This window comes from Pseudoalteromonas haloplanktis ATCC 14393 (assembly GCF_000238355.1).
GTDB classification, from domain to species: Bacteria; Pseudomonadota; Gammaproteobacteria; order Enterobacterales; family Alteromonadaceae; genus Pseudoalteromonas; species Pseudoalteromonas haloplanktis.
The window spans coordinates 338,365-351,655 of the sequence record NZ_AHCA01000005.1 but is presented as its reverse complement, the minus strand read 5'-3'; the positions used below and the strand labels follow the sequence as shown (position 1 = coordinate 351,655).

Here is a 13,291-nt window from a genome sequence, read left to right as displayed (position 1 = left end):
ATCAAAGCTTAATGAGAATAAGCGATCAAAGTTAATGCCATTGGGTGATCAAAGCTAGGGAGAATATGCAGCTGAGAACGCCTGAAGGCCAGCTTTTAATGGCTGCGGCGAAAAGTTTTAAGCCAGACTTTGGCTTTAATCTTCATGACCAAAACGCTTATTACGGTGCAGGTGAAAAAGGCCTCCCTGCAACCATATCTGTTTTAGCTCCTGCATATAATCAGCAACGTGAAATTAACCTAAGCCGTGGCAATGCCATGAAATTAATTGCGCAACTAAGTAAACTGATTGAACAAGAGGTTCCCAATCACTTAGCAAAGTATAATGATAGCTACTCATACCGAAGTTTTGGTGATACGTTTTCTGAAATGGGGATCAGTACCATACTGATAGAATCTGGCGCCTACCCTCATGATCCAAACCGGCAGGTTGCTCGCAAAATCAATCGGATGCTGTATGTACAAATGATTGATGAGCTGATATCTGACAAGTGGCAACAACAAGAAATAGCAACCTACCAAGCAATCCCGTTTAATGTTAAGGATGCATGGGTAGATTTACTCATCAATGATGTGACGATTCTCAGCCCACAAGGCAGCTACGTTACTGATATTGCGATTAACGCTAAAGGACGCTACCCACAAATCAATGAGCTGGGAGATATAAGCAGTATTCGACAGGGGTTTACCCAGCTAGATGCCCACACACTCAGCTTTGATGCAGGTAAAGCTTACCCACTAGCAAAGCCATTAGACCTTACAACGGAGAAGTATCGTCAACTATTAGTACAAGGCTACAGCTGTTTTTCTGGTGATTTAACACTAATCAACAACCAAAGTGACTGGTTAAGCTATCAATGTGCCAATACGCTTTCAGCTATGCCTACTCGCCATGGCGCTGCGGCTTTTATATTACGTGAACAAGGTACTGCCAAATATGCCGTGCTAGGAGAGCAATTAATTAAATTGTAAACGCAAAAAAGCGCCCACCTGGCGCTTTTTACTAACCTAAACTTAAATTTTCAGTCAGAGATAAATTATAAAATTTGGTTTTCTTTCCAAACTTGCTCTTTGGCCATACGCTTTTTGCGTTTATCGCATGGATCGTCGCAATCACAGGCCTTATCGATACCAACAGAGCCTAAACCGCCACAACTACTAGCCATAGACTTCTTTTGCACTATCATGCCTACAGCCATTGCTGCAACGATTAAAATCAATAAACCAAAAGTAAGAAGAAAAAGTGACATTGCTTAGCCCCTATTGTTCAGCAATAAAAATGCTTGATGCTAGTCATCAAGCTGCGTGTATTATAAACCGCTTTGCGCTTGTCTACAAATAGGGTTTGAATGCTGGGCTAGAATAGGTCACTAAACCATCATCTGATTTGCCAATTAAGTACACGGGTAAATCATATTTTTCAGCATAAGCCTTAGCTTTATCCATTCCCATTACCGTTAGCGCTGTTGCAAGGCCGTCAGCAGTCATCGCGGATGGATGTAGTACAGTCACCGACACTAAATCATGGCGACTCGGCATCCCAGTTGCTGGATCAATTAAATGACTGTAAGTAACCCCTTCCATTTCATAAAAAATACGGTAATCACCAGATGTGGCAATACCATTATTACCCGGCGCTAAAACGCGATGTACTTTACGCACCCCAGGCTCTGTATCCGGCTGCTCTATCGCGATGCGCCAATCTTGATCATGAGGTTTTTTACCGGCAACTCTTAATTCACCGCCAATCTCAACCATGTAATTAGATAAATCGTGACTTTCTAATAACTCAGCCACTTTATCTATGCCATAGCCTTTTGCAGTAGCTGAAAACGACAGCTCCAAACCATCGATTGTTTTTGCTAATCCTTGCTCAGTCAGTATTAATTTATCAACGCCAATTTGTGCAATCATCGCTGATAACTCTGAGTCGGTTGGACGTTTTGTTGGTTTTTTATCAGGGCCAAAACCCCATAAATCAATTAATGGGCCCATAGTTACATCAAGGGTTTTTGTTGATTCGCCAAGACGGATAGACTCACTAACAACCGCTCTAAAATCGTTACTAATTGGCATCACTTGCTCCGCAGCGAGGCGATTAAATGTATTGATCTCAGAATCGGGTATATAGGTCGACATTGATTGATTAATATCTTTAAGTAGCTGAGTGATCTCTGGCTGTAAGTTCAATGCGTCTAACTTGTCTTGCTTGGCAAACACCTTTATGTGATAGGTCGTCCCCATCGTTTTACCTTCAAGGTAAAGCTCTTGTGGTTCATCGCTCTGGCCACAGCCACTAATGAGTAAAGTGAGGGTAAGGAAGAATAAGGCAATGATGCCTTGTGGATGAAATACTCTATTCATTGCAGCCTACTTAGTTAAGTTAGAATATAGAAAAGCCCCGTAACAGCTATTGTTACGGGGCTAGTATTTTAACTAATTTTATTTAGTTTTGGTATTAACCACCGAAATCATCTAGTAAGATATTTTCGTCTTCAACACCTAAGTCTTTCAACATATTGATAACAGCGGCGTTCATCATTGGAGGACCACACATGTAGAACTCACAATCTTCCGGCGCTTCGTGATCTTTAAGATAGTTCTCAAATAACACGTTATGGATAAAGCCAGTATAGCCTTCCCAGTTATCTTCAGGCTGCGGATCTGAAAGTGCTGTATGCCATACGAAGTTATCATTTTCAGCCGCTAAGCCGTCAAAATCTTCTACGTAGAACATTTCACGTTTAGAACGCGCACCATACCAGAAGCTCATCTTACGCTTAGAGTTTAGGCGCTTAAGCTGGTCAAAGATATGTGAACGCATTGGCGCCATACCAGCACCACCACCTACGAATACCATTTCAGCGTCAGTGTCTTTGGCAAAGAATTCACCAAATGGACCAGAGATAGTTACTTTATCACCTTCTTTAAGTGACCAAATGTACGATGACATTTTACCACAAGGTAAGCTTAAATCTCTTGGTGGCGGCGTAGCGATACGCACGTTAAGCATGATGATGCCTTCTTCTTCTGGGTAGTTAGCCATTGAGTAAGCACGAATTGTTTCTTCGTCTACTTTTGACTCCAGCTTGAAGAAACCAAAATGGTTCCAGTCGCCACGGTACTCTTCTGGTACATCGAAATCAGCGTATTTAACGTGGTGCGCAGGGGCTTCAATTTGAATATAACCACCGGCACGGAACGGTACTGATTCACCATCAGGAATTTGTAGCTTAAGTTCTTTAATGAACGTTGCTTTGTTATCGTTAGAGATAACTTCACAATCCCATTTTTTAACACCGAAAATTGACTCTTCTAGTTCAATTTCCATGTCGTTTTTAACATTTACCTGACACGCTAAACGACAGCCTTCACGGGCTTCACCTTTAGAAATGTGATCAAGTTCTGTTGGTAGGATATCACCACCACCTTCTTTAATGTGTACACGACACTGACCACAAGAGCCACCGCCACCACATGCAGATGATACGAAGATACCTGATTCAGATAGCGCACCTAAAAGCTTGCTACCTGCTGATGTTTTAATGGCTTTATCTGGGTCGCCATTAATGCCGATGATGATGTCACCGCTTGCAACTAACTTAGATTTAGCACCAATGATGACTAAAACTAGTAGTACAACGATAGCGATGAAAACACCAACGCCTAAGAAAATCTCATAACTCATGATTTATCCTCGCTACCTATTAAAGTGAAATACCAGAGAATGACATAAAGCCAAGACCCATTAAACCAACTGTGATGAAGGTAATACCTAAACCACGTAGGCCATCTGGCACGTCTGAATATTTCATTTTTTCACGAATACCAGCAAGTAATGTAATTGCTAGCGCCCAACCTACACCAGAACCGATACCATAAACCACAGACTCGCCGAAGTTATAGTTACGCTCTACCATGAAAGATACCGCACCAAAGATTGCACAGTTAACTGTGATCAATGGTAGGAAGATACCTAACGCGTTATATAGTGCAGGGAAGAACTTATCTAATGCCATTTCAAGAATTTGTACTAGTGCTGCAATTACACCAATGAAAGTCAAGAAACGTAAGAAGCTAAGATCCGCTTCAGGATAACCAAGCCATTCTAATGCACCCGGTGCAAGAACCGCATGATAAACCAAGTTATTTACCGGTACAGAGATACCCAATACCACGATAACTGCCACACCTAGGCCGATAGACGTTGTTACTTTCTTTGATACAGCAAGGAAAGTACACATACCTAAGAAGAAGGCTAAAGCTAAGTTTTCAATGAAAACCGCTTTTACGAATAAACTAATATAATGTTCCACTATCTACCCCTTACCCTTTCGCTTCTACTTGGTCTTTCTTATAAGTACGAAGTACCCATATGAATAAACCAATGATGAAGAACGCACTAGGAGGTAAAATCAATAGACCCATAGGCTGATACCAACCGCCATCTTGTACAAGAGGGATGATTTCAGCACCAAACAATGTGCCTTTACCAAATAGTTCACGAATAAAGCCAACAGTAAGTAACACTACTGAGTAACCTAAGCCATTACCGATACCATCAAGGAACGACATAAGCGGCGGTGACTTCATCGCATACGCTTCTGCACGACCCATTACGATACAGTTAGTAATGATTAGACCAACGAATACCGACAACTCTTTAGCCGTAGCATAAGAGAAAGCCTGAAGTACTTGGTCAACAACGATTACTAGCGACGCAATGATGGTCATTTGCACGATGATACGCACTGATGACGGGATCTGGTTACGAATAATTGAGATAAAGAAGCTTGAGAATGCTGTTACCAAAGTCAACGCAATTGACATGATTAACGCATTTTTTAAGCTCGACGTTACCGCAAGCGCAGAACAAATACCAAGTACTTGTAACGCGATCGGGTTATTTGCCAGTACCGGTCCAAATAGGACCGACTTCATTTCTTTAGTATCAGCCATTATTTCAACGCTCCTTTACGCACTTTCTCAAGGAAAGGACCAAAGCCGTTTTCACCAGTCCAAAAATCAACTGCGTGATCAACACCGTTAGACGTTAAAGTTGCACCTGAAAGGCCATCAATTTGATGATCATTTTTAGCGCCACTTTTTACAACATCAACTGGTAACTCTTTACCACCCCATGTTGCTGTCCATTGTGGGTTTTGAATTTCACCACCTAGACCCGGTGTTTCATTGTGCTTATAAAAGTTAATATCTTTAACTGTTTCGCCATCGCTTTCTAGCGCTAAGAAACCATACATTACACCCCAAAGGCCGTAACCTTGGATTGGTAAAATGATAGCGTCTGTAGAACCGTCAGCTTTTTTCGAGATATAAACAGGTGACTCTTTAGTCATGCGCTGAATACCAGCGATGTCTTTGATGCCTTCTGCTTTTAATGCAAAACTAATTTTTTGGTCAAATTTGCTTTTTTCAAAGTCAAATGAGTTAGGGTCAGTTTCAACAAACTCACCTGTTTGCATGTTTACCACGCGCGCTTCGATTTTTGCGTTGAACGTATCAGAGATATTTTCAACAGCATCAATACCCGCTGCAGCTAAGATATTCTTTTGAATATCTTGCGTTTTGTTAGCTTGCTGTAAAGGGCGAAGCTGAACTGAAGCAAACGATACGATGATTGCGCACACTAAACATAGTGCAACAACAACGGTTAGCGTTTTGCCGATTGATTCGTTATTACTAGACATTACGTGCCAACCTCCGCTTGATATTAGCTTGCACTACAAAGTGATCAAATAATGGCGCAAATAAGTTAGCAAATAAAATCGCTAGCATCATACCTTCTGGGAAAGCAGGGTTTACTACGCGGATCATCACTACCATAAAGCCGATTAATGCACCGTATGCGAATTTTGCTTTGTCGGTAAAAGCAGCAGATACTGGATCTGTCGCCATGAAGAACATACCAAAAGCAAAACCACCTAGTACTAAGTGCCAATGCCAAGGCATTGCAAACACTGGGTTAGTCTCTGAGCCAATTGCATTTAATAAGAATGCAGTTGCAACCATACCCAAGAATACACCTAGCACGATACGCCAAGACGCAATTCGCACGTAGATTAAGAACAAGCCACCGATTAACAATGCAAGAGTCGATGTTTCACCTACTGAACCTTGAATGAAACCGTAAAACGCATTCCACCATAGCTCCATGTTGCTGTAATCTAGTGAACCAACAAACGCTTGACCTAGCATAGTTGCACCAGAGAACGAATCTACTGCTGTCCATACTGTGTCACCTGAAATTTGCGCTGGGTATGCGAAGAATAAGAACGCACGGCCCGCTAAAGCAGGGTTTAAGAAGTTACGGCCAGTACCACCAAAGATTTCTTTAGCAATAACAACACCGAATGTAATACCTAATGCAACCTGCCATAGTGGAATAGTTGCTGGTAGGATCAATGCAAATAATACAGAGGTTACGAAGAAGCCTTCGTTAACTTCATGCTTACGTACAGAGGCAAACAATACTTCCCAAAAACCACCTACCGCAAAGGTTACTGCGTAGATTGGTAAGAAGAAACATGCTCCGTAGAACATTTTTGCGCCCCATCCAGATTCAGCCGTTAATTCACCGCCAAATAACTGAAATAAACCTACTTGCCAAGAGTTTGCTAGTTCAAAACCTTGTGCTAAAGCACCCGCGGCCTGATGACCGATATTGAACATACCAAAAAACATCGCAGGGAATGTCGCCATCCACACTAAAATCATCATACGTTTTAGGTCGATGTTATCACGAACGTGTGTTTTGCCTTTATTTACATAACCCGGGGTATAAAAAATAGTTGCCGCTGCTTCATACAGTGCATACCACTTTTCATGTTTACCACCGGCTTCAAAATGCGGCTCGATATCTTCTAGAAATTTCTTTAAACCCATCTCTCTAGCCTTCCTTCTCGATCGTAGTCAAGCAATCGCGTAGGATTGAACCATACTCGTATTTACCTGGACAAACGAAGGTACATAACGCTAAATCTTCTTCATCAAGTTCAAGCGCACCTAAAGCAATAGCACCGTCTAAATCACGTGCAATTAAGTCACGTAATAAAAGCGTTGGTAAAATATCTAAAGGCATTACACGCTCATAGCTACCAATTGGTACCATGGCACGTTTTGAACCACCTGTTGACGTCGTCATTTTAAATAAACGACTCGGTGTAAGGTGAGATAAGAATGTACGTGTTACAGAGAATTTGTCTGTACCTGGAGCAATCCAACCAAACAATTCTTTTTCACGACCTTCAAGTAATACTGATACTTGAACATGGTAGCGACCTAAGAATGCTTGAGGACCTTGCGAAATAGCACCTGATAAAACAGAACCAGAAATAACACGGTTATCACCGTCTTCTAGCTCACCGGCAACTAAATCATCAAGCGCTGCACCTAGTTGAGTTTTCACTAAACGCGGGTTTTTAACACGAGGACCAGCAAGCGAAACCACACGATCAGTGCTAATTTCACCCGTTAGGAATAAGTGACCAAAGGCAATAACATCTTGGTAACCAATATGCCAAACTTGCTTGCTTGCAGAGACTGGGTCTAAGTGATGGATATGTGTGCCAACAAGGCCAGCCGGATGTACGCCACCAAACTCATGCACTTCTACTTGAGGGATTGATGAACTAGGTACTTGGCTACCTGCTTGTTTACAAACAAATACTTTACCGTCAGTTAAACGCGAAACCACAGCTAAACCCGCTTCAAATGCTTGCGCATTTTCAGCAATAATTACCGCAGGATCTGCAGCAAGAGGGTTAGTGTCGATTGCGGTCACAAAGATAGAGCTAGGATTTGCATCCACAGCCGCAACTTTGCTAAATGGGCGAGCACGAAGCGCCGTCCATTGACCTGACTGAATAAGTACTTCTTTGGCTTTTTCACGGTCGAGGCTCGAAAGTTGCTCAGCTGAGAAAGAGTCAAAGGTGATTTGCTCACTGCCATTTACTTCAATAACGACAGATTGCAGCACACGTTTTGCACCACGATTAATTTCTTTTACTGTACCAGCAGCTGGGGCAGTAAATAATACACCTGGGTTCTTTTTGTCTTCAAAAAGTACCTGGCCTTTTTTAACTTGGTCATCCACACGAACATGCATGGTTGGACGCATACCAATAAACTCTTCACCTAGCACAGCTACACGTTTGACGGCAGAGCCATCATGAATAACTTGCTGAGGTGCGCCCTCTATGGGTAAGTCCAGACCTTTTTTTATGTTGATCATACGCACTTGCACTACATTAACGGAAAGAAACTGAAAAATCGTACCAACCACGTCGCCTTTGTGACTACTCAAGCTAAATTCAAGATATCAAAGAACTACCTGTTTTAATCTCAAAACAAGCAACGCAGTTAAACTCCTCACATATATTGCCCGAATTTTAACATTAATCGTGACTACTATGCGAGTGTAAATATGAAATTTATACGACAGATGTGGTTATTTAGCTCAATCGCCGCATTTGAATAAAATTCAATATAGACCAAAGTGCTATTGCTCGCGAGCAAGGAGAGAAATTAAGCAAAAATACAGAAAAAAAGATTGATCATAAAAAAAGTCGCCGTAGCGACTTTTAAACAATCAATTGTTGATTAATCAATCAAATTGGCAATCGGAGCAACGGCATCAACCTCTTGCTCATAATCAACCGAGTCAATACCAAAACCAAATAAACGTAAAAACTCATTATGGTAACCCACATAATCCGTTAATTCGTCAATTGTTTCAGTAGTAACTGAGTCCCACACAGTCTGGATACGTGCTTGCACGTCATCTTCCAGTTCTTTGTAGTTTTGGAATAAATGACCGCCGTCATCAAAACGTGGAGAATCACCATATAAGTTCTCAGTGAATAACGCGTGAATTTGCTCAATCGTCCCTTCATAAGTGCCATCGGCTTTCATTACTTTGAATAAAGCAGAGATATAAAGTGGCATAATAGGTATAGCAGAGCTTGCTTGTGTTACTACTGCGTTAAGTGACGAAACGTATGCTTCACCATTTAATGACTTAGTCGACTCTTTAATAGCAACCGTTGCACGGTCTAAATCTTCTTTTGCTTTACCGATCGTCGCATGACCGTAAATTGGCCATGTCAGCTCTTTACCAATATAGGTATAAGCGGTAGTTTTGAAGTTGTCAGCTAGAACGCCTGCTTCTTTTAAAGCGTCTATCCACATTTCCCAATCTTCACCACCCATTACTTTGATGGTGTTATCGATATCTTCTTGGCTTGCCGCCTCGACAGTTATTTCATCTATTTCACGCTTTGACGTATTCAGGTTTTTCGTCGTCACAGAGTTGCCAATTGGCTTAAGCGTAGAAGAATATGTTTCACCTGTATTTGGATCAGTACGGCGCGGTGATGCCAAGCTGTAGATCACTAAATCAACTTTACCTAAATCAGCTTTGATTGTTTCAATCGTTTTTTGCTTGATTTCGTTTGAGAACGCATCGCCATTGATATTCTTAGACCAAAGCCCAGCTTCGTCGGCCGCATTTTGAAACGCTGCAGTGTTATACCAACCCGCAGAACCGGTTTTACGCTCAGTGCCTTCTTTTTCAAAAAAGATACCTAAGGTTTTAGCACCACCACCAAACGCAGCAGTAATGCGCGATGCAAGGCCATAACCTGTAGAAGCACCGATAACTAGTACATTTTTAGGCGCATTTTTTAGCTCGCCTTGTTGTTTTACATAGTTAATTTGTTCTTGTACGTGCTCTGCACAGCCTACTGGGTGGGCATTTGTACAGATGAAACCGCGAATTTTAGGCTTAATGACCATTGATCATCCTATATCTATCTCAATAAAAATTAGCGCTAGTTTAAAGGCTAATTGTAAAAATACAGGTCTGATGAGTGTTATGCCCAATCAAACCTGGCCGTTAATCTAATTTAGAACCACCCAAACAGGTAGGTGAATCAGCAACCTGACCACTTTGCTCACTAAATTCTTCAGGGGTAAAGGTATGAATTGCTAATGCATGAATATGATTTGCAAGCTCATTTTTTAATATTTCGTTAATTTGTCGATGGCGTTGCAATAAACGTTTGCCGCTAAACTCTTCGCTAACAACAATCACTTTAAAGTGCGACTCTTCACCGCGACTATGCATATGACTTTCATTAATGACATTAAGGTGCTTGCAAGCAATCGCGTCTGCTATTTTGCTTTGTATCTGCTGCTGCATTGACATATAAAGGGCCGATCCATAACTAATGAGGGCCATACTATAACAACTAAGTTTGTAAATTGGCTAGCTGGGTTTTGGTAAAATATACCTGAATGTCAAACTTATACGAGGGTGAGCTAACGTTGTTTGCTTTGCAATTGCGTGTTGGTAATCCCGCTGGCTGTCACCATGCATCACTAAACAACTGCCACTGTGAAGTAATAAATCAGTTACTTTATTACTGGCCTTATGTTTTAGTTTTAACACCCGCTCTGCACCTAAAGAGATACAGACAATCGTTGGCTTTGGTCCGAGTTCAATTTCATCATCACTGTGCCAACCCATAGTGTCATTGCCATCGCGGTAATAGTTGACCAACAAAGAATTAAACGGTTGTTGTAAATGGCGTTCCAATCGTTTTCGCATGGCTAATAACACCCTAGGCCAAGGCTCAACCACTAACTTACTGTGTGAGTAACCATATTCAACCAGGTTATCACTAATAAAACATTGCAACCGTGGGATTGGGCCTGTTCGCCCATAAACGGTGGTATTGGGTTGCTGCCAATTTAAATTTTGCTGCAGATGATAAAATAAATCGAGGCTTTTTTGTGCGCTCAATGCGCTTCTTTGATAAGAAAAGCCATTTGGTAACATATGGGGGTTGGCCTTTTGCCGTTGCATGTTAGAATTTACCTATCAATTGATTACCGATCATTAAACTATTATGACCACGCAAGCACAGCTCGGCGATACAACCTTTACTCTTGAACGTTTTCCGTTAGATCAAAAAAACCGCAGCTTACAAGCTTGGGATTCTGCTGACGAATATCTAATTGACTATGTTACTGAACATTATCCCGATTGTCGCTCTTTGCTGATCTTAAACGACAGCTTTGGTGCTTTGTCCTGTTATTTTAGCAAACAGCAGTTAACGGTTTGTTCAGTGAATGATTCATATATTAGCCACCAAGCTGCTGCTTACAATTTAGCTGAGAATAAAATTGCGACTACAGCTTTTAGTCAGCTTGATAGCTTATCTGCTTTGCCTGAGCAGGTTGATTTGGTGATTTTAAAAGTGCCACGCACATTAGCTTTTTTACAATACCAACTCTCAGAGCTCAGTGAAGTATTAGCCCCCGGCACAGCGGTAATCGGGGCAGCTAAAACCAAAGATGTACACAACTCGACGATTAAAGCATTTGAGCAGTTTATAGGTGAAACTAAAACCAGTTTAGCCGTTAAAAAATCGCGCCTTATTATTAGCCACGCAGAAGGTGGCTATAAAGCCGCAGATTTTCCTGTCAGTTGGCCACTTGAAGGCAGCGACTTTACCATTAGTAATCATGCCAATGTATTTTCTCGTGATTCTCTAGATATTGGTGCGCGGTTCTTTTTTAATTACTTACCACAAACCAGTAAAGCCAAAAGCATAATTGATCTAGGTTGTGGCAATGGTGTGGTGGGGTTAATGACGCTCGCGCGCTGTCCAAACGCTGAGGTCACCTTTGTAGATGAGTCCTATATGGCTGTTGAATCAGCACGGTTAAACATAGAACTCAATATGGAAGATAAGTTCGAACAGTGTTCATTTATTGAAAATGACTGTTTAACTGGGTTTGAGCGCGAAAGTGTAGATATGGTGCTATGTAATCCACCTTTCCACCAAGCACAAGCGGTGACCGATCACATTGCATGGCAAATGTTCAAACAAGCCAAAGGTACCTTAAAAAATGGCGGTGAATTACGTATTATTGGTAATCGCCACCTAGACTACCATGACAAACTAAAACGCATGTTTGGCAACTGTAAGTTACTTGGTTCAAATAAAAAATTTGTAGTATTAAGTGCGACTAAAAATAATGGGATGTTATAACCATGATGAAATACATTTTACCTAGCTGTGCTTTATTAGCACTGTCGGCCTGTACTAGCCAACCGAATCAAATGATCTTGAATCCGGTTTATCAGGGCGGCAAGCTCAGCTCTATTAGCCAAAGCTTAAATACGAGTGTGATTGATTTACGTGGTGATCCTGCCACTTTAAAATTAATTACTTCAGATAAAACGCAAACCATTGCCAGTCAAGGGCTAACAGAATCAATTAAAAGTGCCCTAGATAGCGCACTTAGCCGAAATGGCGCCAGTATTTCAAACTTAGCAACCACACGCTTTGAAGTTGATATTCATACCTTACAAGCTGTCGTGACAGAAAAGCTGGTTACCCACACTAGCGATGCAAAAATTGAACTTGGCGTACGGGTGATCCGTAGCAGCAGTAACTTTAGTAAAATCTACCGAGGTAATGCCAGCCTTGAAGGACCGCTTGGCCATGATCGAGCAAAAATTGAAGGTCAACTTAATAAGTTGACTGAGCAACTAATAACCCGCATGGTATCAGACCCTGAATTACTTGCATTTTTAGAAGGTTAATCATGAAACGTGTATTTTTATTAGCGGTTTTATTACTGTTGAGCCAACCATTGATAGCAGCAACCGAAGGACGCTTTGTTCAGAAAAACAATATGTTTCCTCGTGTAGAAATCACCACCACGATGGGGAAAATAGTCATTGAAATGGATCGCTCAAAAGCTCCTATCACCGTCAATAATTTTCTAACTTACGTTATGGATGGTAGCTACAAAGGCACTGTGTTTCATCGTGTAGAGCGTGATGTAGAAAACGATCGTGACTTTGTTATTCAAGGTGGTGGCTACGACAAGGAGTATGATGGTGTGTACGAAGGCGAACCAATCTTTAACGAAAGTGGCAATGGTTCAAAAAATGATATGTATAGTATTGCTATGGCCTACCAAGACCGCCAACCACATTCTGGCACTCGCCAGTTCTTCTTTAATATGGATGATAACGACCATCTAAACCCAGGCAAAGATTGGGGCTTTGCTGTTTTTGGCATGGTAATGGAAGGTTATGAGACGCTTGATAAAATCATGCAGGTCGAAACTGGATTTAACGAGAAAATTGGTTATGACTTCGTACCTAAAACTCCCGTTGTCATTTTAAATATGACGGTATTAGAGCCAACTCCATTATAATTATTAATAAAGAGAGCGAGTCGCTCTCTTTGCCA

Annotated in this window: 15 protein-coding genes; 4 read left to right on the top strand and 11 right to left on the bottom strand. The window is 41.4% G+C overall.

Going from position 1 to position 13,291, the window contains the following annotated elements; all coding sequences use genetic code 11:
• Nucleotides 1-65 precede the first annotated feature (65 nt).
• The gene (locus PHAL_RS23045; protein ID WP_016708696.1) at nt 66-971 is read left to right on the top strand and encodes a hypothetical protein; all 906 of its coding nucleotides are present in this window, start codon (nt 66-68) and stop codon (nt 969-971) included.
• Between the two features lie 65 nt (nt 972-1,036).
• Here PHAL_RS23045 and nqrM read toward each other — a convergent pair whose 3' ends face one another.
• From nqrM to PHAL_RS0112145, 11 genes are all read right to left on the bottom strand, one after another.
• On the bottom strand, nt 1,037-1,249 hold the full coding sequence (nqrM, locus tag PHAL_RS0112195) for a (Na+)-NQR maturation NqrM (protein ID WP_016708695.1): 213 nt from the start codon (nt 1,247-1,249) through the stop codon (nt 1,037-1,039).
• Between the two features lie 82 nt (nt 1,250-1,331).
• A complete protein-coding gene (locus PHAL_RS0112190) occupies nt 1,332-2,363 on the bottom strand; it encodes an FAD:protein FMN transferase (protein ID WP_016708694.1) in 1,032 nt (343 codons plus the stop codon).
• A 94-nt stretch (nt 2,364-2,457) separates the two neighbouring features.
• A complete protein-coding gene (gene nqrF, locus PHAL_RS0112185) occupies nt 2,458-3,687 on the bottom strand; it encodes an NADH:ubiquinone reductase (Na(+)-transporting) subunit F (RefSeq protein WP_016708693.1) in 1,230 nt (409 codons plus the stop codon).
• A gap of 19 nt (nt 3,688-3,706) precedes the next feature.
• Nucleotides 3,707-4,315, bottom strand: coding sequence for an NADH:ubiquinone reductase (Na(+)-transporting) subunit E (gene nqrE / locus PHAL_RS0112180; protein WP_016708692.1), 609 nt, complete (start codon nt 4,313-4,315; stop codon nt 3,707-3,709).
• Nucleotides 4,316-4,325: 10 nt separating this feature from the next.
• Complete coding sequence (locus PHAL_RS0112175) at nt 4,326-4,958, bottom strand: NADH:ubiquinone reductase (Na(+)-transporting) subunit D (protein ID WP_016708691.1); 633 nt, start codon at nt 4,956-4,958, stop codon at nt 4,326-4,328.
• Nucleotides 4,958-5,707 (bottom strand): Na(+)-translocating NADH-quinone reductase subunit C, encoded by a 750-nt coding sequence (locus tag PHAL_RS0112170; protein ID WP_016708690.1) that lies wholly within the window; start codon nt 5,705-5,707, stop codon nt 4,958-4,960. Before PHAL_RS0112170 ends, PHAL_RS0112175 begins: the two co-directional genes overlap by 1 nt.
• Nucleotides 5,700-6,902 carry an NADH:ubiquinone reductase (Na(+)-transporting) subunit B gene (locus PHAL_RS0112165; RefSeq protein ID WP_016708689.1) on the bottom strand — a complete coding sequence of 401 codons (1,203 nt, stop codon included), beginning with the start codon at nt 6,900-6,902 and terminating at the stop codon, nt 5,700-5,702. The genes PHAL_RS0112170 and PHAL_RS0112165 overlap by 8 nt, the downstream gene beginning before the upstream one ends.
• A gap of 4 nt (nt 6,903-6,906) precedes the next feature.
• Nucleotides 6,907-8,250, bottom strand: a complete 1,344-nt coding sequence (locus tag PHAL_RS0112160; protein WP_029216129.1) for a Na(+)-translocating NADH-quinone reductase subunit A — start codon at nt 8,248-8,250, stop codon at nt 6,907-6,909.
• Between the two features lie 368 nt (nt 8,251-8,618).
• Nucleotides 8,619-9,812, bottom strand: a complete 1,194-nt coding sequence (gene fabV, locus PHAL_RS0112155; protein WP_016708687.1) for an enoyl-ACP reductase FabV — start codon at nt 9,810-9,812, stop codon at nt 8,619-8,621.
• A gap of 100 nt (nt 9,813-9,912) precedes the next feature.
• Nucleotides 9,913-10,224: a BolA family protein gene (locus tag PHAL_RS0112150; RefSeq protein ID WP_016708686.1), complete on the bottom strand. Its 312-nt coding sequence runs from the start codon at nt 10,222-10,224 to the stop codon at nt 9,913-9,915.
• 60 nt (nt 10,225-10,284) lie between these two features.
• Nucleotides 10,285-10,884, bottom strand: coding sequence for an alpha-ketoglutarate-dependent dioxygenase AlkB family protein (locus PHAL_RS0112145; protein WP_016708685.1), 600 nt, complete (start codon nt 10,882-10,884; stop codon nt 10,285-10,287).
• Nucleotides 10,885-10,927: 43 nt separating this feature from the next.
• On the opposite strand from PHAL_RS0112145, the gene PHAL_RS0112140 reads away from it, so the two are divergent.
• From PHAL_RS0112140 to PHAL_RS0112130, 3 genes are read left to right on the top strand one after another with little or no spacing between them, the layout of a single operon-like run.
• A complete protein-coding gene (locus tag PHAL_RS0112140) occupies nt 10,928-12,076 on the top strand; it encodes a methyltransferase (RefSeq protein WP_016708684.1) in 1,149 nt (382 codons plus the stop codon).
• Between the two features lie 2 nt (nt 12,077-12,078).
• Entirely contained in the window at nt 12,079-12,633 is a 555-nt protein-coding gene (locus tag PHAL_RS0112135) for a YajG family lipoprotein (protein WP_016708683.1), read from the top strand.
• Nucleotides 12,634-12,635: 2 nt separating this feature from the next.
• Nucleotides 12,636-13,256 (top strand): peptidylprolyl isomerase, encoded by a 621-nt coding sequence (locus PHAL_RS0112130; RefSeq protein ID WP_016708682.1) that lies wholly within the window; start codon nt 12,636-12,638, stop codon nt 13,254-13,256.
• The last annotated feature ends 35 nt before the right edge of the window (nt 13,257-13,291 follow it).

Excerpts from the sequence above, each read along its gene's own strand:
- PHAL_RS23045 (WP_016708696.1), top strand. The coding sequence starts at position 66 with ATGCAGCTGAGAACGCCTGAAGGCCAGCTTTTAATGGCTGCGGCGAAA.
- nqrM (WP_016708695.1), bottom strand. The coding sequence starts at position 1,249 with ATGTCACTTTTTCTTCTTACTTTTGGTTTATTGATTTTAATCGTTGCA.
- PHAL_RS0112190 (WP_016708694.1), bottom strand. The coding sequence starts at position 2,363 with ATGAATAGAGTATTTCATCCACAAGGCATCATTGCCTTATTCTTCCTT.
- nqrF (WP_016708693.1), bottom strand. The coding sequence starts at position 3,687 with ATGAGTTATGAGATTTTCTTAGGCGTTGGTGTTTTCATCGCTATCGTT.
- PHAL_RS0112175 (WP_016708691.1), bottom strand. The coding sequence starts at position 4,958 with ATGGCTGATACTAAAGAAATGAAGTCGGTCCTATTTGGACCGGTACTG.
- PHAL_RS0112170 (WP_016708690.1), bottom strand. The coding sequence starts at position 5,707 with ATGTCTAGTAATAACGAATCAATCGGCAAAACGCTAACCGTTGTTGTT.
- PHAL_RS0112165 (WP_016708689.1), bottom strand. The coding sequence starts at position 6,902 with ATGGGTTTAAAGAAATTTCTAGAAGATATCGAGCCGCATTTTGAAGCC.
- PHAL_RS0112160 (WP_029216129.1), bottom strand. The coding sequence starts at position 8,250 with ATGATCAACATAAAAAAAGGTCTGGACTTACCCATAGAGGGCGCACCT.
- fabV (WP_016708687.1), bottom strand. The coding sequence starts at position 9,812 with ATGGTCATTAAGCCTAAAATTCGCGGTTTCATCTGTACAAATGCCCAC.
- PHAL_RS0112150 (WP_016708686.1), bottom strand. The coding sequence starts at position 10,224 with ATGTCAATGCAGCAGCAGATACAAAGCAAAATAGCAGACGCGATTGCT.
- PHAL_RS0112145 (WP_016708685.1), bottom strand. The coding sequence starts at position 10,884 with ATGCAACGGCAAAAGGCCAACCCCCATATGTTACCAAATGGCTTTTCT.
- PHAL_RS0112140 (WP_016708684.1), top strand. The coding sequence starts at position 10,928 with ATGACCACGCAAGCACAGCTCGGCGATACAACCTTTACTCTTGAACGT.
- PHAL_RS0112135 (WP_016708683.1), top strand. The coding sequence starts at position 12,079 with ATGATGAAATACATTTTACCTAGCTGTGCTTTATTAGCACTGTCGGCC.
- PHAL_RS0112130 (WP_016708682.1), top strand. The coding sequence starts at position 12,636 with ATGAAACGTGTATTTTTATTAGCGGTTTTATTACTGTTGAGCCAACCA.